The following is a 17,535-nucleotide window of genomic DNA, read 5'->3' as shown; positions in this document are numbered from 1 at the left end:
GTAAGGCTCCCGGTAGACGACCGGGTTGATAGGCCGGAGGTGGAAGCACAGTAATGTGTGGAGCTGACCGGTACTAATAGGCCGAGGACTTGACCTCAAAGCTTTTGCTCGCGTCCACTAGGCAATTCTGAGACAGCAAACAGTTCTGTTTGTGTGTTTCATAGGGTTACGGCGGTTATGGCGGGAAGGAAACACCCGGTTACATTCCGAACCCGGAAGTTAAGCTTCTCTGCGCCGATGGTACTGCACTCGGGAGGGTGTGGGAGAGTAGGTCACCGCCGGACAATCTTTTGGAAGGGCTCCGACTTCGGTCGGGGCCCTTTCTGCGTTCACAGGCATGACAACACGAACAGGGCCACCCCAGCAGCCGGGGTGGCCCTTTTTTGCGTTCGGGGACCAGTGGGTCAGACGCGCTGCCACAAGGCCGGCACGTTGGGTGGCTCCCAACCGGCCATTGACGTGTGCCCTTGCAGGCACCGGTACGTCGACCCGCCGTAGGTTACCTGGTCACCCGCCTGGTAGGTCACCCCAACCTTCCAGGTTCCGCCGCCCGGAGACGGGCTAGTCGTGGGCGTGGGAGTGGGCGTCTGTGTGGGTGGCACGCCCTGCACGTTGAGCACGAAGTCGAACGTCGCTTCCTTTCCCGAGCCGACGGGGCGGACGTTCATGAGCAGTCTCGGGTCGTAGATGCTGTCGGTGTTGTTGCGCGGCTCGCCCGGGAAGTAGAGCTGCGTGGTGAGGATCCCGCGGCCCGGAGCCTGCGCCTTGACGTGGATGTGCCGGGTACGGCCGGGGTAGAGGCCGGGCACGATGGTGGTGAGCTTGAAGGCCCCCTGGGCGTTCGTGTACTGGTGCCCGCGGAAGTTGTACGTGACGTTGTCGTAGTTGCCGTTGGTGTCGGCCTGCCAGAAGTCGAGCAGGACGTTCGCCAGTGGCTGACATGACAGTCCGAACACATATCCGCTCACTGTCAGCGGGGTGCCCGAGCCGGGGAGGGTCGAGCGCTGGGGGGAGTTGGGCTTGAAGTAGGGGCCCTCGGTCTGCGAGATCGTGAGATCGTCACCGTCGTCGCAGAACGGGGTGGGCTCCAGCTGCTGGCCGGTCCCGGCCATGGTGCGGGCCAGGGCCGGCACCTCGCCGATCAGGAACGGGACCGGTGTAGCTATGAGAGCCGCCTTGAACAGCGCCTTTCTGGTGATTCCGCGCTGCCTTTCCTCGCGAGTGTTCTCGCCTTCCACGATGGCCTCCTTGAAAGCGCCTGCTGGGGGGTAGAGCAGGCTGTTCTCCAAGGTGGCACCCTGCGGCGGGGGTGAGTACCCTCTAATTTTCTATACGATTCACGATATGTTTGCCCCGCGTCCAGACCGCTACGCGTGGTCAGTAGGGTTGAGGGGTGGATTATCGTGCGGTTGAACGTGCCATCCTGGAGCGGGGCGTCGAGTGGGATTTCGAGCCGACGCTCGACAGGATCGCTGCGCTCATGGATTTGCTCGGCTCGCCTCAGCGGGCGTACCCGGTCATACACATCGCCGGCACCAACGGCAAGACGACCACGGCGCGGCTGACCGAGGCGCTGCTTCGCGAGCGCAACCTCAGAGTGGGCCGGTTCACCAGCCCGCACCTGGTCACCGTGCGCGAGCGCATCACGGTCGACGGCGAGCCGCTGAGCGAGGAGCGCTTCGCCGAGGTCTATGAGGAGATCGCGCCCTACGTCGAGCTGGCCGACGCGCAGGGGCACCGGCGCATCCAGTTCTTCGAGCTGCTGACGGCCATGGCGTTCGCGGCGTTCGCCGACACGCCGGTCGACGTCGCGGTCATCGAGGCCGGCATGGGCGGTTCGTGGGACGCGACGAACGTCGCCGACGGCCTGGTGTCGGTCATCACGCCCATCTCCCTCGATCACATGGATCGTCTGGGTCCTGACATCCCGAGCATCGCCGGGGAGAAGGCCGGGATCATCAAGCCGGGCGCCACGACCGTGCTCGCTCAGCAGGAGCTGGCCGCGGCCGAGGTGCTGATGCGCCGCGCGGCCGAGGTCGGTGCGGTGGTGGCGCGCGAGGGGCTGGAGTTCGGCGTGCTCGGCCGGGAGATGGCGATGGGCGGGCAATTGCTCACCCTGCGCGGGCTCAAGGGCGTCTACGACGAGATCTACCTGCCGCTCTACGGCAGCTACCAGGCCAGCAACGCGGTGTGCGCGCTGGCCGCCGTCGAGGCGCTGACCGGTGGCGACGATCCGCTCGACGCCGACCTGGTGCGCCAGGCGTTCGCCCAGGCGGCCTCGCCCGGCCGGATGGAGGTCGTACGGCATACGCCCACGGTGGTGATCGACGCGGCGCACAACCCCGGCGGGCTGGAGGCGAGCCTGGAGGCGCTGCACGAGGCGTTCGACTTCGCCAAGGTGATCGGCGTGGTCGCCGTCATGCGCGACAAGGACGTCGAGACCCTGCTGGAGCTGCTGGAGCCGATGCTCGACGAGATCGTGGTGACGCGTAACTCTTCGCCCAGGTCGTTGTCGGCGCAGGAGCTCGCCGCGCTGGCCGTGCCGCTGTTCGGCGAGGACCGCGTGCACGTCGTCGAGCGGCTCGACGAGGCCATCGACAGGGGCATCGGCATCGCCGACGCGGAGGGCGAGTTCAGCGGGACCGGGGTGTTCATCACCGGTTCTGTGGTGACGGCCGGAGATGCCCGGCATCTGCTCAAGGCGGATGGTGTGAGATGAATTTCGAGGTCACACCGGGCATGCGCAGGCTCGGCGCGAGCGTGCTCGGCATGGAGGCCATCGTGGCCGGGCTCATCACGCCGGTGGCGATCGTCGTGGGCGGCGTGGCCCCCGCGCTCGCCGTCGCGGTGGGCATCGGGCTGCTGGTGTTGTGCGTGGTCGCCGCGGGCCTGCTCAAACGGCCCTTCGGGTACGTCATGGGCAGCGTCGTCCAGGTGCTGGCCATCGCCACGGGCTTCCTCGTGCCGACCATGTTCTTCCTCGGCGCGATCTTCGCGGCGCTGTGGATCACCGCGATTATCGTAGCTCGCCGTGTCGAGGGCGTGACTTCCCGCTAAAGTCGGCCTACATGGCCGTCCCCCCGATTCAACGGTCGCCGCTTCCGGCTGGCCTCAGACATTCCTGGCTGCTCGACGTGGTGCTCGGGCTGCTCGTCCTCGTGGCGTTGCCGCTGGCGATCGTCGCGATCCCCAACACGCTGTCCGTGGTCGCCGACCTGTTGCCGGGCGACTTCGATCAGATCGGGCTGAGCCGTACGCACGGGCTGGCGCTGCCCGCCCTGATGCTGACGGTGCCGCTCGCGTCCGTCGCGTTGGGGCGGATGAAGGTGGCTCACGTGCTGGTCGCGGGGCTCGCGCTGGTGGCGGTGGCCGACGCGGCGGGCGGATACGCGGCCTCCGAGCTGGTCGTCGGCGTCGTACGCGTGCTGCGCGGCGTCGGCGGCGGCCTGATCGTGCCGGCCACGCTGGTGGCGGTCTGGGACCGTACGCCCGCATTGCGCGGCCTGTGGGCCGGGGTGTTGTGCGTCAGCCTGCTGGAGGCTCAGGCGCTCGCGCTCTGGCCGCTGGTCGACGTGACGAGCTGGAAGGTCACGCTGCAGCCGTACCCGATGGCCACCGGGGTGGCGCTGGCGCTGGCGGCGGCGTACCTGCTGGTCTGGAGGCTCGCCGGGCGGCGGCCCGCGCCCGCGCCGGACGCCAGGGAGCGCAGCCGGCTGCTGCTCGCGGCCGTGCCCGCGGCGGGCATCGCGGTCGTGGCGGTCAGCACGGCGAGCGCGGGGTGGGGCGTCGTCCCGGTGATCCTGCTGGCGGGGGTGGCGATCGCCGGGCTGCTGGCGCTCGGCTCGATCGGCCGGGCGGAGGGCCGCACGCACGCGTACACGATGGTGGCCGTCGGGGTGGTGCTGCTGCCGAGCACGGCGCAGGTCACGCTGGTGGAGATGGGCGGTCTGGGCGGGCCGGGGCTGCGCGGGCTGTGGACGCCGTTCGGGGTGGCGGCGGTGCTCGCGGTCGTCGCCGGGATGGGCATGCGGATGTTCGCCAAGGGCGTGGGGCGGCTCGCGGCGCCGCTCGGGCTGCTGGCGATGGTGGTCGGCCTGTGCTCGGTGCGGCTGGTCGTCCCGTCGGCCGACGGGATGGTGCTGGCGGTGCCGTTCACGCTGCTCGCGGTGGGGGCGACCGTGGCGGTCACGGCCACGCTCGGCGAGGTCGGGATCGGGGCGGCGGCGTTCGGGCTGTCGCTGGGCGTCGCCGGGGTGCTGGCGGGCTACCTGCTGGGCACCGGCGTGCAGATGTGGATGCTGGAGGGGGTCGGGTCGCGCCAGGAGCTGGTCGACAGCTTCGTGGGCGCGTTGCACTGGTGGGCGTTGATCGGCGGGTTCCTGCTGGTGGGCGTGATCGTGCTGGCGGCGGTGATGGGGCGGCGGCCGTCCCGGGAGGAGGAGCCGCCGTCCGGTGGCGAGCCGGCGGAGGTCGCGGTCGCGGTCGGGGCCGGTCGTGAGCGTGGGGCCGTGGCCCAGGAGCCGGTCACGACGTGGGGCTCGGTCGTTCCCGAGGGCTCTCCCGCGCCGGAGGAGGACGAGCCCGCCGAGCCCGTGCCCGCGGTGCCGCCGCAGGCGCCCTCGCCGGAGGACGGCGAGCGGTCCTGAGGTTCTCGCCCGCGCGCGTCATGCCTGTGGCGCCGAGGGTGTGGACGCGGACGGTAAGCTGAGCGACGGCTATGGCGACGCGAGGGCCCGTGTCCCGCGGAGCGCCCTCGTGGTCAGGCCAGGCGCCCGTAGCCGCGACCCGAATCTGTTCAAAGGAGAACCACACGTGTCCGAGCGCACTCTTGTCCTGATCAAGCCCGACGGGGTGAAGCGTGGCCTCATCGGTGACGTGATCGCCCGCGTGGAGCGCAAGGGCCTCAAGGTCGTGGCGATGGACCTGCGCACCCTCGACGCCGACACCGCCAAGGCGCACTACGCCGAGCACGCCGAGAAGCCGTTCTTCGGCGAGCTGGTCGACTTCATCACGTCGGCGCCGCTCGTGGCCCTGGTCCTTGAGGGCCCGCGCGCCATCGAGGCCTTCCGCGCGCTGGCCGGCGCCACCGACCCGGTCAAGTCCGCCCCCGGCACCATCCGCGGCGACCACGCCCTGGAGATCGGCGAGAACGTCGTCCACGGCTCCGACTCGCCCGAGTCCGCGGCCAGGGAGATCAAGATCTTCTTCCCCGACCGCTTCTAGCAGTCAGCTTCACCTGCGCGCCCGCCGGCTTGACGCCGTGCGGGCGCGTCTTTTTGTCGGCGGCGAGTTGTAGCGTTCACCGAGTCTGGCAGGCGTGGGCGCAGTTGATCCGGTCGTGTGGGTGCAATTCGGGCAAAATCCAGGTTGAGGTAGGGGCTGGAGATTTTTGTGGAGCGCGAGGGCTCATTGCGCTCACTGGTGGGTACGTCACGTTACGATTCGAATTCGATCCGTAGTCATTCGCGAACGACGATACGGAGGGCTCCGTTCCCCATGGGCAGCAAGCTCGCGTTTCTCGGCCGTGACATGGCGGTCGATCTGGGCACCGCCAACACGTTGGTATACGTGCGTGGCCGGGGCATCGTGCTCAATGAGCCGTCAGTCGTAGCGATCAACACCACCACAGGCAAGATCGTGGCGGTGGGCATCGAGGCAAAGCGAATGATCGGTCGTACGCCCGGCAACATCGTCGCGGTCCGCCCGCTGAAGGACGGCGTGATCGCCGACTTCGACGTCACCGAACGGATGTTGCGCTACTTCATCCAACGAGTGCACAGACGACGCCATTTCGCCAAGCCGCGCATCATCATCGCCGTACCGAGCGGCATCACCAGCGTCGAGCAGCGCGCGGTGAAGGAAGCCGGATACCAGGCCGGCGCAAGGAAGGTCTACATCGTCGAGGAGCCGATGGCCGCCGCCATCGGGGCCGGGCTGCCGGTGCACGAGCCCACCGGGAACATGGTGGTCGACATCGGCGGCGGCACCACCGAGGTGGCCATCATCTCGATGGGCGGCGTGGTCACCAGCCAGTCGATCAGGATCGGCGGCGACGAGCTCGACCAGGCGGTGATCACGTTCGCCAAGAAGGAGTTCTCGCTGATGCTCGGCGAGCGCACCGCCGAGGAGATCAAGATGGCGATCGGGTCGGCCTGCCCCAACGGCGAGGAGTCCCACGCCGAGGTGCGGGGGCGCGACCTGATCAGCGGGCTGCCCAAGACGATCATCGTGTCGAGCGAGGAGATCCGCAAGGCCACCGAGGAGCCGGTCAACGCGATCGTCGACGCGGTGAAGACCACCCTCGACAAGTGCCCGCCCGAGCTGTCGGGCGACATCATGGACCGCGGCATCGCCCTGACCGGCGGCGGTGCCCTGCTCAAGGGCCTCGACGAACGGGTCAAGGCCGAGACCGGCATGCCCGTCCACCTGGTGGAGAACGCCCTCGACTCGGTCGCCATCGGCTCGGGCAAGTGCGCCGAGGAGTTCGAGGCCCTGCAGCAGGTGCTCGTTCCGGAGTCGCGGCACTGATGAGAGACTCGCGCCGGGCCCGGCTGATCCTGGGAGTGCTGCTGATGGCGGCGCTGGTCGTCCTGACCATCGACCATCGTGCGGGCGACAGCTCACCGCTGCGTCCGCTGCGCTCGGCGGGGTCCTGGGTGTTCGGCGCGGCCGAGCGGTTCGGCGGGGGCGTGGTGCGTCCCGTCGGCGGCTTCCTGCACGCCCTGGCCAGCGCGCCCAGCGCGCAGCGGCACATCGAGCAGCTGCAGGAGGAGAACGCCAGGCTGCGGGCCGGGCTGTCCTCCAGCACGCTCGACGCCACCCGCTCGGCGGAGCTGAAGAAGCTGCTCGGCCTCTCGGGCACCGGTGGCTACAAGGTGGTCACGGCCAACGTGGTGGCCAGGCGCGGGCAGCCGGGGTTCGAGGACAGCGTGCAGATCGACGTGGGCACCGGTGACGGGGTGCGTCCCGACATGACGGTGCTCAACGGTGATGGGCTGGTCGGCCGGGTCATCCACGCCTCGTCGGCCACCTCCACGGTGGTGCTGCTCAGCGACCCCGCCTCGGCCGCCGGGGGGCGGCTGGAGGGCGGCCAGGAGATCGGCGTGGTGCACGGGGTGGGCGAGAACGGGCGGCTCGTGCAGTTCCGGCTGCTCGACTCGACGGCGCCGATGGAGCGGGGCGGTCGCATCGTCAGCTTCGGCTCCAAGAACGGGCGGCCGTACGTGCCGGGGGTGCCGATCGGGGTGATCGAGCGGGTGGAGTCCACGCCGGGGGAGCTGACCCGGATCGCCTACGCCAGGCCGTTCGCCGACCTGACGGCGCTCGACGTGGTCGGGGTGGTGGTCGAAGGGCCCAAGCGGGATCCGCGTGACGCGGTCCTGCCGGTCAAGGAGGGGGCGCGGTGATCGGCGACGGCACGGCCTCCGGCGAGGCCGCTGCTGGTGTGGTGATCGGGGGATGAGAAGCGTGCTGCTTTCGGCGGGGACGGAGGCGCGGTGATCGGGGCGATGGTCGTGGTGCTGGCGTTGCTGGCACAGGTCATGCTGGTCAACCGGCTGCCGTTGCCGGCGGGTGGCGCGCCTGACCTGGTGCTGCTGGCGGTGGTGGGCATGGCGCTGGAGCGCGGGCCGGTGGCGGGGGCGATGGTCGGCTTCTTCTCGGGGCTGCTGGTGGACCTGGTGCCGCCGACGGCGCATTTGATGGGCCAGTACGCGTTCGTGCTGGCCGTGGTCGGTTATGTGGCGGGGCGCGGCGCGGGCGGGCCGGCGACGACCGTCGTGCTGTGCGTGCTGATCGCGCCGCTGGTGGCCGTGGGGGTGGCCGGGCTGCTGTCCGATCCGCGGGTGTCGCTGGCGACGCTGACCCAGCAGGTGCCCGTCACCGTTCTCTACACGCTCATCGTGGCGCCGGTGGTGATCTGGCTGGCCACCCGGGGGAGACAGCCGAGGTACTCGACATGATCCGCATGCGTACCAGGTTGCTGGTGCTGCACGTCCTGGTGGTGCTGCTGCTCGTCGTGCTGGCCGTACGGCTGTGGCAGGTGCAGGTCGTGCGCGGCCAGGAGTTCGTGACCAGGGCGATGGAGACCAGGACGCGCACGGTGATCGTGCCCGCGGTGCGGGGGCAGATCCTCGACTCGTCGGGGCGTCCGCTGGTGCGCAACAGGACGGCGCTGGTCGTGTCCGTCGACCGGACGAAGCTGAACAGGATGCCGGGCGGGGGGATGAGCGTGCTGCGCAGGCTCTCCTCGGTGCTCGACCGGCCGGTCAAGGACCTGCGGCAGCGCATCACGCCCTGCGGGCCCGGGGTGGGCAAGCCGTGCTGGACGGGGTCGCCGTACCAGCCGGTTCCGCTGGACGAGAAGGTGGACACGCGCGAGGCGTTGCAGATCCTGGAGCGGCAGGAGGAGTTCCCGGGGGTCACCGCGGAGATCCACTCCGTCCGGCAGTATCCCGGCGGGCGGGCCGGAGCGCAGATGCTGGGGTACCTGCAGCCGGTGACCGAGGCGGAGCTGGAGAAGCGCGAGGGGCTCAAGGCCAGCTTCTCCGGCGTCGACCTGGCGGGGCGCGACGGCATCGAGTACGTCTACGACGACGCGCTGCGTGGCAAGTCGGGGCTGCGCAGGGTGCAGGTCGACCGGATGGGCAAGGCCCTCGGGGTCGAGGAGCAGGTGCCGCCGGTCGCCGGCGACCACCTGGTGACCAGCATCGACGCGCGGGTGCAGGCGGTGACGGAGAAGGCGCTCGCCAACGCGATGAAGAACGCGCCCGGGGCCGACGGCGGCGCCGCGGTGGTGCTCGACGCGCGTTCCGGGCGGGTGGTGTCGGTGGCCAGCGCGCCGGGGTACGACCCGGAGATCTGGGCCGGTGGCATCTCGGCCAAGGGGTACCAGTGGCTGTTGTCGGACAAGTCGGGTAAGCCGCTGGTGTCGCGGGCGATCAACGGGCAGTTCGCGCCCGGTTCGACGTTCAAGGTGTCGTCGGTGTCGGCGATGTTGCGGGCCGGGTATCCGCTCAACGGCACGTACGACTGCCCCGGGGCGTACATGGTGGGCGACCGGTCCTTCAGCAACTTCCGGGGGATCGGCCTCGGGCAGATGAACCTGCACACGGCGCTGGTCAAGTCGTGCGACACCATCTTCTACCGGGCGGCGTACGAGCAGTACCTGAAGGACGGCGGGCGCAACCCGAAGAAGCGCACGAAGGAGGTGTTCGCCAACACGGCCAGGGCATTCGGCTTCGGCCGGCCGACCGGGGTCGACCTGCCGGGCGAGTCCTCCGGGCGCATCCCCGACCGGGCCTGGAAGAAGGACCTGTGGAACCGCACCAGCGCCACGAGCTGCGAGCGGTCGCGCAAGGGATATCCGGAGGAGAAGGACCGGGCGCGGGCCGACTTCCTCAAACGCCTGGCCCTGGAGAACTGCACCGAGGGCTTCCTGCTGCGGCCCGGTGACTCGGCCAACTTCGCCATCGGCCAGGGCGACGTCCTGGTGACGCCGATGCAGCTCGCGCGGGCGTACATGGCGCTGGTGAGCGACGGCAAGGTCCGCAGCCCGCGCATCGGGTGGGCGCAGGTGAGGCCCGACGGCAAGGTGGTCAAGACCATCGACGTGCCGGTGGTCGGCAAGCTGCCGATCAGCGACAAGGAGCGTAACTACATCAAGAACGCGCTGAGCCAGGTGCCCTCCGACGGCACGGCGGCGGGGGCGTTCACCGGCTTCCCGATGGACAAGGTGCGCATCGGCGGCAAGACCGGTACCGCGGAGGTGTGGGGCAAGAAGGACACCTCGTGGTTCGCGTCGTTCGCGCCCACCAACAATCCGCAGTTCGTGGTGGTCGTCATGGTGTCGCAGGGTGGCATGGGCGCCTCGACCGCGGCGCCGGCCGCACGCGAGATCTACGAGGGCATCTACGGCTTCAAGGGGGAGCCGGCCGCCGTGCCCGGCGGAAGACTCCCGACCAAGCTGCCGAAGTTCGCGCCCGACGGGACGGTGATCCACCAATGAACCGCGCCGTGGCCGCGCGGCGGCCCTCGCTCATCCAGCGGGCGATCGGCGAGCACTCGGTGGTGCGCCGCATGGACGGGCTGATGCTGGTCGCGGTGGCCGGGCTGTGCCTGATCGGCACCCTGCTGGTGTGGTCCTCGACCCGCACGTGGGCGCCCGGCGCCACCGGGCTGGTCAAGAAGCACCTGCTCAACGAGGTCATCGGTGTGACCTTGTGCGCTGTGGTGGCGATGGTCGACCATCGGGCGATGCGGGCGTACGCGCCGCTGGTGTTCCTGGTGTCGCTGGTGGGACTGGCGCTGGTGATCACGCCGCTGGGTGCGACGATCAATGGGTCGCACTCGTGGATCCTGCTCGGAGGCGGGTTCGCGGTGCAGCCGTCGGAGTTCGCCAAGGTCGGGCTGCTGCTGATCATCGCGATGCTGCTGGCCCAGCCCGCCGAGGGCAGCGACCGGCCGCGGGCCCTGGACATCACGCTGGCCCTGGTCGCGGCGGGCATCACGATGGGGCTGGTGATGCTGCAACCCGACCTCGGCACGGCGCTCGTGCTCGCCGTGATCACGGCCGCGGGGCTGGTGATCGGGGGCGTGCGCAAGCGGTGGATCGTCGGGCTGGTGCTCGTGGCGGCGGCCGGGGTGTTCTGCGTGTTCTGGTTCAACCTGCTGGAGCCGTACCAGGTGGCGCGGTTCACCGCGTTCGTCGATCCGAAGGTCGATCCGCGCGGGGTGGGCTACAACAGCACGCAGTCGCTGATCGCGATCGGTTCCGGGCAACTGCTGGGCAAGGGGCTCTTCGGCGGCGGGCAGACGACCGGCCGGTTCGTGCCCGAGCAGCACACCGACTTCATCTTCACGGTGGCGGGGGAGGAGTTCGGGTTCATCGGGTCGGTCACCGTGGTGCTGCTGCTCGGCGTGGTGCTGCTGCGCGGGCTGAAGATCGCCAGACACTGCGACGACCGGTTCGGCACGCTGGTCGCGGGCATGATCGTGTGCTGGTTCGCGTTCCAGACGTTCATCAATGTCGGGATGACGATCGGGATCATGCCGATCACCGGTCTGCCGCTGCCTTTCGTGTCGTATGGCGGCACTGCCACGTTCGCGAACCTCATGGCGGTAGGGCTGCTTCTGGCCATCAGAGTGCGGCGGCAGTCGTTCAACTGAGCGCGTAACGGGGGCCGTCCGCCGGCGGGCCGGATTTGTCACCGTCCGCGCGCCGCTACCCTGGACGGTATGCCTGTCGAGTCGATATTCCACCGCCTGGAAGCGCTGCTGCCCAAGGTGCAGAAGCCCATCCAGTACGTCGGGGGTGAGCTCAACTCGACCGTCAAGGACTGGGACTCCGCCGACGTACGGTGGGCGCTGATGTACCCGGATGCCTACGAGGTCGGGCTGCCCAACCAGGGCGTGGCGATCCTCTACGAGATCCTCAACGAGCTGCCCCGCACCCTGGCCGAGCGCACCTACGCGGTCTGGCCGGACCTGGAGGCCCTCATGCGGGCCGAGGGCGTGCCGCAGTTCACCGTCGACGCCCACCGGCCGGTGCGCGCCTTCGACGTGCTCGGCCTGTCGTTCTCGACGGAGCTGGGCTACACCAACATGCTGACCGCGCTCGATCTGGCCGGGATCCCGCTCAACGCGGTCGACCGGGGCGAGGACGACCCGATCGTGCTCGCCGGCGGTCACGCGGCCTTCAACCCCGAGCCGATCGCCGACTTCCTCGACGCGGCCGTGCTCGGCGACGGCGAGCAGATCTCGATCGCCATCTCCGAGGTCATCCGTGAGTGGAAGGCCGAGGGGCGTCCCGGCGGGCGCGACGAGCTGCTGATGCGGCTCGCCGAGTCCGGCGGCGTCTACGTGCCGAAGTTCTACGACGTCGACTACCACCCCGACGGGCGCATCAAGCGGGTCGCGCCCAACAGGTCCGAGGTGCCGTGGCGGGTGCACAAGCACACCGTGATGGACCTCGACGAGTGGCCCTATCCGAAGAAGCCGCTGGTGCCGCTGGCCGAGACGGTGCACGAGCGGTTCAGCGTGGAGATCTTCCGCGGCTGCACGCGCGGCTGCCGCTTCTGCCAGGCGGGCATGATCACCCGTCCGGTGCGGGAGCGTTCGATCACCACGATCGGCGCCATGGTCGACAACGGCATCAAGGAGTCCGGCTTCAACGAGGTCGGCCTGCTGTCGTTGTCCTCGGCCGACCACTCCGAGATCGGCGAGGTCGCCAAGGGCCTGGCCGACCGCTACGAGGGCACCAACACCTCGCTGTCCCTGCCCTCGACCCGGGTCGACGCGTTCAACATCGACCTGGCCAACGAGTTCTCCAGGAACGGCAGGCGCTCGGGTCTCACGTTCGCCCCCGAGGGCGGCTCCGAGCGCATGCGCAAGGTGATCAACAAGATGGTCACCGAGGAAGACCTCATCCGCACGGTCACCACCGCCTACTCGCAGGGCTGGCGGCAGGTGAAGCTCTACTTCATGTGCGGCCTGCCCACCGAGCAGGACGAAGACGTGCTCGGCATCGCCGACCTGGCCAAGAAGGTCATCCAGGCGGGCCGTGAGGCTACCGGCAGCCGCGACATCCGCTGCACCGTCTCCATCGGCGGGTTCGTGCCCAAGCCGCACACCCCGTTCCAGTGGGCCGGGCAGGCCGACCACGAGACCGTCGACCGGCGGCTCAAGGCGCTGCGCGACTCGCTGCGCGGCGACAAGCAGTACGGCCGGGCCATCGGCTTCCGCTACCACGACGGCAAACCGTCCATCGTGGAGGGCCTGCTCTCGCGCGGCGACCGCAGGGTCGGCGCGGTGATCAGGGCCGTCTGGGAGGCCGGCGGCAGGTTCGACGGGTGGAGCGAGCACTTCTCCTACGACCGATGGATGCAGGCCGCCGAGAAGGCGGGCGTCGACGTCGACTGGTACACCACGCGTGAGCGGGCCGAGAACGAGGTCCTTCCGTGGGACCACCTCGACGCCGGGCTCGACCGCGAATGGCTCTGGCAGGACTGGCAGGAGGCCGTGTCCGGCGGCGAGGTCGAAGACTGCCGCTGGACCCCGTGCTACGACTGCGGGGTCTGCCCGACCATGGGCACCGAGATCCAGATAGGCCCGACAGGGCGCAAGCTCCTTCCTCTCACCGTGGTCTAGCGCGCTCAGTGGGCGAGCCGTGTCACGGCGTACACATACACGTGCCGCGGCGGCTTATCCTGGGAGAAGGAACTCTTACAAGGGAAGGACGCAAAGCTCTGAAACCTGTTCCCGACGGGCCTCCGCCCGCGCCTACGGTGCAGCGCCTTCGTGTGCGTTACGCCAAGCGCGGACGTCTGCGCTTCACCAGTCACCGCGACATCTCGCGGGCCGTCGAGAGGGCGGTCCGCCGTGCCGGCATTCCGGTGGCCTTCAGCGCGGGCTTCTCGCCCCATCCGAAGATCTCCTACGCGGGCGCAGCGCCGACCGGTGTCGCCAGCGAGGCCGAATACCTCGAGATCGGTGTCACCAGGCTGTGCGACCCCGAGCAGGTCAAGTCGAGCCTGGACGCGTCACTGCCGCCCGGTCTCGACGTGCTCGACGTCGTGCAGGCGGGCCCGGGGGGGCTGGCCGACCGCCTGGAGGTCTCCGACTGGGAGGTACGCCTGCCCGGGGCCGATCGCGAGCTCGCCGAGACGGCGGTGGAGAAGTTCCTCGCGGCGGGCACCGTGGAGGTCGAGCGCCTCACCAAGAAGGGCCCCCGGCGCTTCGACGCGCGGGAGGCCGTCCTGAGGCTCGTGGTGTCCGAGGGAACAGACAGAACCGCAGCTCAGGTGCCAGGACAGACGTGTGTCATACTGCGCATGGTTGTTCGGCACATGACGCCTGCCGTTCGACCCGATGATGTGCTCACAGGGCTGCGCCTTGTGGCCGACTTCGCGCCGCCGGTCCCCCCCGAGGTGACCAGGCTGGCGCAGGGGCCGCTCGACGCCGGTACCGGTGCGCTTGCCGACCCGCTCGGCCTTGACCGCGATACGACGCGCGGCGGCGAGGCGGGACCGGCGGGTGAGCACGTCGTCGGCTAAGGAGGTGCCCTGCGCGAGCGGGGCGCCACCGCTGACAGGACTTGGCGCCCGCGCCTCCTTTCCGGAGGCGGGGGCGGACAACGAGACACGAGGGCTCCTGCGCGGCGCGGCGACGCGCCCGGGAGCTGACGGGAGAGCGCCCGCATGCTCGATAACGAGCCCAACGCCGGGGCCACTGGCCCTGACGGGGAGACAACTGAACAGCCCAAGGTGACCAGGCGCCGCCGTTCCGCGAGCCGCCCGGCGGGTCCTCCGCCGGAGCTGCCGGAGGAGCCGGCCGCCACCGCCCCGATCACCGTCGCGGCCGCCCAGGCCGCGCCGTCGGTTGCCGATGTGCAACCGGTGCAGACCAACGCCGTGCAGCGTGCTGCCGGAGAACCAGCGCCCGACGCCGGGCGCGGCCGGAGAACCCGGGCCCGCGCGGCGGCGCCCGAAGCGCCGGCAGGCCCGGCCGGAGCCGCCGAGGGCGGCCCGGAGGGCGTTCAGGCACAGGCCGGCGCGCCCGAGAGCGCCGTGGCTGGAGCCGGTGCGCCGCAGGGGGCCTCCACTGTGGCCGGTGCGCCTGAAGGCGCCGCGACCGGTGCTGGGGCGCCTGAAGGTGTCGTGAGCGGCGCCGGTGTGCCTGGTGGTGCTGCGGCCGGGGCCGGTGCGCCTGGGGCTGTCGTGACCGAGGGGCCGGCGCCGCAGCAGGCCGAGAGCCCTGCCGCCTCGCAGGCCGGCACGTCGGCAGAGCCCACCGTGGAACCCGTCGTGGCGCCGGCCGGCGAGCGGCGGGAGGCCGCCGGGCGGGTGGCCGGTGCGGCCGAGCCGGTCGTGGCGCCCGTGGTGCAGAGTCCGGGCGCGCCGGAGGCCGAGAGCCCCGCGTACGCGGGTGGCCCGGCCGAGGCCGGCGAGGTGGCCAGTGTGGTCGAGGCCGCCGTGGCCGAGGCCGCGGTGGAAGCCGCCGACGTTCCCGAGGAGAAGCCCAAGAGGGCCACGCGCACGCGGTCCACCGCGACCACGACACGCCGCCGTACGACCAAGAAGGCCGAGCCGGAGATCGCGGGAGCGCTCCCGGAGGAGGAGGCCGAGGCGCCGAAGCGGCGGCGTACACGGAAGAAGGCAGAAGAGGTCGTCGTCGAGGCGCCCGCGGGCGCCGACGTCGAGGTCGTCGCGACGCCCTCCGACGTCGAGGTGGCCGTCACCGTGCCCGAGACCGCCGAGGCGGCCGACGAGGACATCCTGGAGATCCTGCCCGAGGACGAGCCGCTCGACGACGAGCCCGCCGGCGAGGACCTCGACGAGGACGTTGACCGGCCGAGCCTGCTCGCCGACCCCTTCGGGCTGAGCGCGCGCAGGCACGACGAGCCGGGCACGGCGTTCCAGCGTCCCGCGGCCATCTTCGCGCCGCTGTTCCAGGCCCCCGACCCCAGCCAGGGCAAGCCCGCCGTGATCCGGCGGCCCGAGCCGGAGCCGGAGCCCGAGGAGATCGAGGAGCTGGTCGACGAGATCGTCGTCGAGGACGAGGGCGACCTCGACACCTCCGACGAGCAGGAGGAGGAGGGCGGCGGCCGTCGTCGCCGGCGCCGTCGCGGCGGCCGGGGCCGCGGCAAGTCGCGCGAGCGTGACGAGGCCGAGGACGGCGAGGAAGGCGACGAGGAGGAAGGCGAGGACCAGGGCGAGGAGGCTCAGGAGGAAGAGGCCGCCGGCTCGCGTCGCCGTCGCCGTCGTCGCCGCCGCGGCACCGAGGAGACCCTGGAGCCCTCCAGCGACGACCCGCCGAACACGGTGGTGCGCATCCGCGCGCCGCGCTCTGGCCGGGCCGCCTCCTTGGAGACCGCCACCGACGGCGTGATGAGCGTGCGCGGCTCGACCCGCCTGGAGGCCAAGAAGCAGCGCCGCCGCGAGGGGCGCGAGCTCGGCCGCAGGCGTCCGCCGATCATCACGGAGTCGGAGTTCCTGGCCCGCCGCGAGTCCGTCGACCGCATGATGGTGGTGCGCCGTCAGGGGGACCGTACGCAGATCGCGGTCCTGGAGGACGGCGTGCTCGTCGAGCACTACGTCAACCGCGAGGCCAGCCAGTCCTACGTCGGCAACGTCTACCTGGGCAAGGTCCAGAACGTGCTGCCGTCGATGGAGGCCGCGTTCGTGGACATCGGCAAGGGGCGCAACGCCGTCCTGTACGCCGGTGAGGTGAACTTCGACACCGCCGGGCTGGAGGGCCAGCCCAAGCGCATCGAGGCGGCGCTGAAGTCCGGCCAGTCGGTGCTGGTGCAGGTCACCAAGGACCCGATCGGCCACAAGGGCGCCCGGCTCACCTCGCAGATCAGCCTGCCCGGCCGCTACCTGGTGTACGTGCCGGACGGGTCGATGACCGGCATCAGCCGCAAGCTGCCCGACAAGGAACGCACCCGGCTCAAGAGCATCCTGAAGAAGGTCATGCCGGAGAACGCCGGTGTGATCGTCCGCACCGCGGCCGAGGGCGCCTCCGAGGACGAGCTGGCCCGCGACGTGGCCCGGCTGTCGGCCCAGTGGGAGAACATCCAGAAGAAGGCCAAGTCGGCCAGCCCGCCCGAGCTGCTGTCGGCCGAGCCCGACCTGACCATCCGGGTCGTGCGCGACGTGTTCAACGAGGACTTCACCTCGCTGGTCGTGCAGGGCGACGACGCCTGGGACACCGTCGACGACTACGTCAAGTACGTCGCGCCGCACCTGGCCGAGCGCCTGTCGCGCTGGGACACCGGGCAGGGCGACGTGTTCGAGTCGTACCGGATCGACGAGCAGCTGGGCAAGGCGCTGGAGCGCAAGGTGTGGCTGCCGAGCGGCGGCTCGCTGGTGATCGACCGTACCGAGGCGATGACCGTCGTCGACGTCAACACCGGCAAGTTCACCGGCCAGGGCGGCAACCTCGAGGAGACCGTCACCAGGAACAACCTGGAGGCGGCCGAGGAGATCGTGCGCCAGCTGCGGCTGCGGGACATCGGCGGCATCATCGTGATCGACTTCATCGACATGGTGCTGGAGTCCAACCGCGACCTGGTGCTGCGGCGGCTGCTGGAGTGCCTGGCGCGCGACAGGACCAAGCACCAGGTCGCCGAGGTGACCTCCCTGGGCCTGGTGCAGATGACGCGTAAGCGGGTCGGTCAGGGGCTGCTGGAGGCGTTCTCGACGGCCTGCGAGTGCTGCAACGGGCGCGGGCTGATCGTCTCGACCGAGCCGGTCGAGACCAAGCCGGAGCCGCGCGGCACGCAGGGCAAGATGGCGATCGAGAAGGCGGTCTCGGACAAGGTTTCCGCGGCCAAGGACTCCGCCAGCCGTGATACCGTGACCGGTGCGCTTGATGACGTCCCGGCTGAGGACGACCAGGCCAGCCAGACTTCCGGCAGAGGGCGGCGACGCTCCCGCCGAGCCAAGTCCGCCGAGTAGCCTCGGCAGGCTTCCGACGATCCGTCCGGTTCGCCTAGGGCACCGTTAAGCGGTACCCTGGTGAATCGGTGCGTCAGGT

13 protein-coding genes and 2 rRNA genes are annotated in these 17,535 nt (G+C 70.3%); 14 read left to right on the top strand and 1 reads right to left on the bottom strand.

All coding sequences use genetic code 11. The features are described from left to right. Together AB0J46_RS11400 and rrf are read left to right on the top strand one after the other, a co-directional pair. Positions 1-97, top strand: a 23S ribosomal RNA gene (locus AB0J46_RS11400); the annotation flags it as partial. Between the two features lie 70 nt (positions 98-167). Further along, positions 168-284: ribosomal RNA gene (gene rrf / locus AB0J46_RS11395) — 5S ribosomal RNA — on the top strand. 120 nt (positions 285-404) lie between these two features. On the opposite strand, the gene AB0J46_RS11390 is transcribed toward rrf, so the two are convergent. Further along, the gene (locus tag AB0J46_RS11390) at positions 405-1,238 is read right to left on the bottom strand and encodes a carbohydrate-binding protein (protein WP_358283946.1); all 834 of its coding nucleotides are present in this window, start codon (positions 1,236-1,238) and stop codon (positions 405-407) included. 155 nt (positions 1,239-1,393) lie between these two features. Between AB0J46_RS11390 and AB0J46_RS11385 the strand changes: the two genes are divergently transcribed. The 12 genes from AB0J46_RS11385 to AB0J46_RS11330 all read left to right on the top strand — a co-directional run bounded on the left by AB0J46_RS11385 (position 1,394) and on the right by AB0J46_RS11330 (position 17,456). Then, a complete protein-coding gene (locus AB0J46_RS11385) occupies positions 1,394-2,719 on the top strand; it encodes a folylpolyglutamate synthase/dihydrofolate synthase family protein (protein ID WP_364329579.1) in 1,326 nt (441 codons plus the stop codon). Beyond that, positions 2,716-3,057, top strand: a complete 342-nt coding sequence (locus tag AB0J46_RS11380) for a DUF4233 domain-containing protein (protein ID WP_364329576.1) — start codon at positions 2,716-2,718, stop codon at positions 3,055-3,057. The genes AB0J46_RS11385 and AB0J46_RS11380 overlap by 4 nt, the downstream gene beginning before the upstream one ends. A gap of 11 nt (positions 3,058-3,068) precedes the next feature. After that, entirely contained in the window at positions 3,069-4,646 is a 1,578-nt protein-coding gene (locus tag AB0J46_RS11375) for a hypothetical protein (RefSeq protein ID WP_364329573.1), read from the top strand. Positions 4,647-4,812: 166 nt separating this feature from the next. After that, entirely contained in the window at positions 4,813-5,223 is a 411-nt protein-coding gene (ndk, locus tag AB0J46_RS11370; RefSeq protein ID WP_352358020.1) for a nucleoside-diphosphate kinase, read from the top strand. Positions 5,224-5,496: 273 nt separating this feature from the next. Then, positions 5,497-6,528 carry a rod shape-determining protein gene (locus AB0J46_RS11365; RefSeq protein ID WP_352358052.1) on the top strand — a complete coding sequence of 344 codons (1,032 nt, stop codon included), beginning with the start codon at positions 5,497-5,499 and terminating at the stop codon, positions 6,526-6,528. Next, entirely contained in the window at positions 6,528-7,406 is an 879-nt protein-coding gene (gene mreC / locus AB0J46_RS11360) for a rod shape-determining protein MreC (protein WP_352328455.1), read from the top strand. The genes AB0J46_RS11365 and mreC overlap by 1 nt, the downstream gene beginning before the upstream one ends. 90 nt (positions 7,407-7,496) lie before the next feature. After that, a complete protein-coding gene (gene mreD / locus AB0J46_RS11355) occupies positions 7,497-7,961 on the top strand; it encodes a rod shape-determining protein MreD (RefSeq protein WP_352328456.1) in 465 nt (154 codons plus the stop codon). After that, positions 7,958-10,006, top strand: coding sequence for a penicillin-binding protein 2 (gene mrdA, locus AB0J46_RS11350; protein WP_358283958.1), 2,049 nt, complete (start codon positions 7,958-7,960; stop codon positions 10,004-10,006). Before mreD ends, mrdA begins: the two co-directional genes overlap by 4 nt. Continuing rightward, complete coding sequence (gene rodA, locus AB0J46_RS11345) at positions 10,003-11,166, top strand: rod shape-determining protein RodA (protein WP_364329568.1); 1,164 nt, start codon at positions 10,003-10,005, stop codon at positions 11,164-11,166. Before mrdA ends, rodA begins: the two co-directional genes overlap by 4 nt. Positions 11,167-11,235: 69 nt before the next feature. Then, on the top strand, positions 11,236-13,146 hold the full coding sequence (locus AB0J46_RS11340) for a TIGR03960 family B12-binding radical SAM protein (protein ID WP_358283962.1): 1,911 nt from the start codon (positions 11,236-11,238) through the stop codon (positions 13,144-13,146). 152 nt (positions 13,147-13,298) lie between these two features. Next, on the top strand, positions 13,299-14,051 hold the full coding sequence (locus tag AB0J46_RS11335) for a TIGR03936 family radical SAM-associated protein (RefSeq protein ID WP_364329564.1): 753 nt from the start codon (positions 13,299-13,301) through the stop codon (positions 14,049-14,051). 663 nt (positions 14,052-14,714) lie between these two features. Next, positions 14,715-17,456 carry an Rne/Rng family ribonuclease gene (locus tag AB0J46_RS11330; protein WP_364329561.1) on the top strand — a complete coding sequence of 914 codons (2,742 nt, stop codon included), beginning with the start codon at positions 14,715-14,717 and terminating at the stop codon, positions 17,454-17,456. The last annotated feature ends 79 nt before the right edge of the window (positions 17,457-17,535 follow it).

It is taken from the genome of Nonomuraea sp. NPDC049758 (assembly GCF_040674635.1).
In the GTDB taxonomy this organism is placed as follows: domain Bacteria; phylum Actinomycetota; class Actinomycetes; order Streptosporangiales; family Streptosporangiaceae; genus Nonomuraea.
The sequence above is the reverse complement of the archived record's forward strand: the minus strand, read 5'-3'. Positions and strand labels throughout refer to the sequence as shown.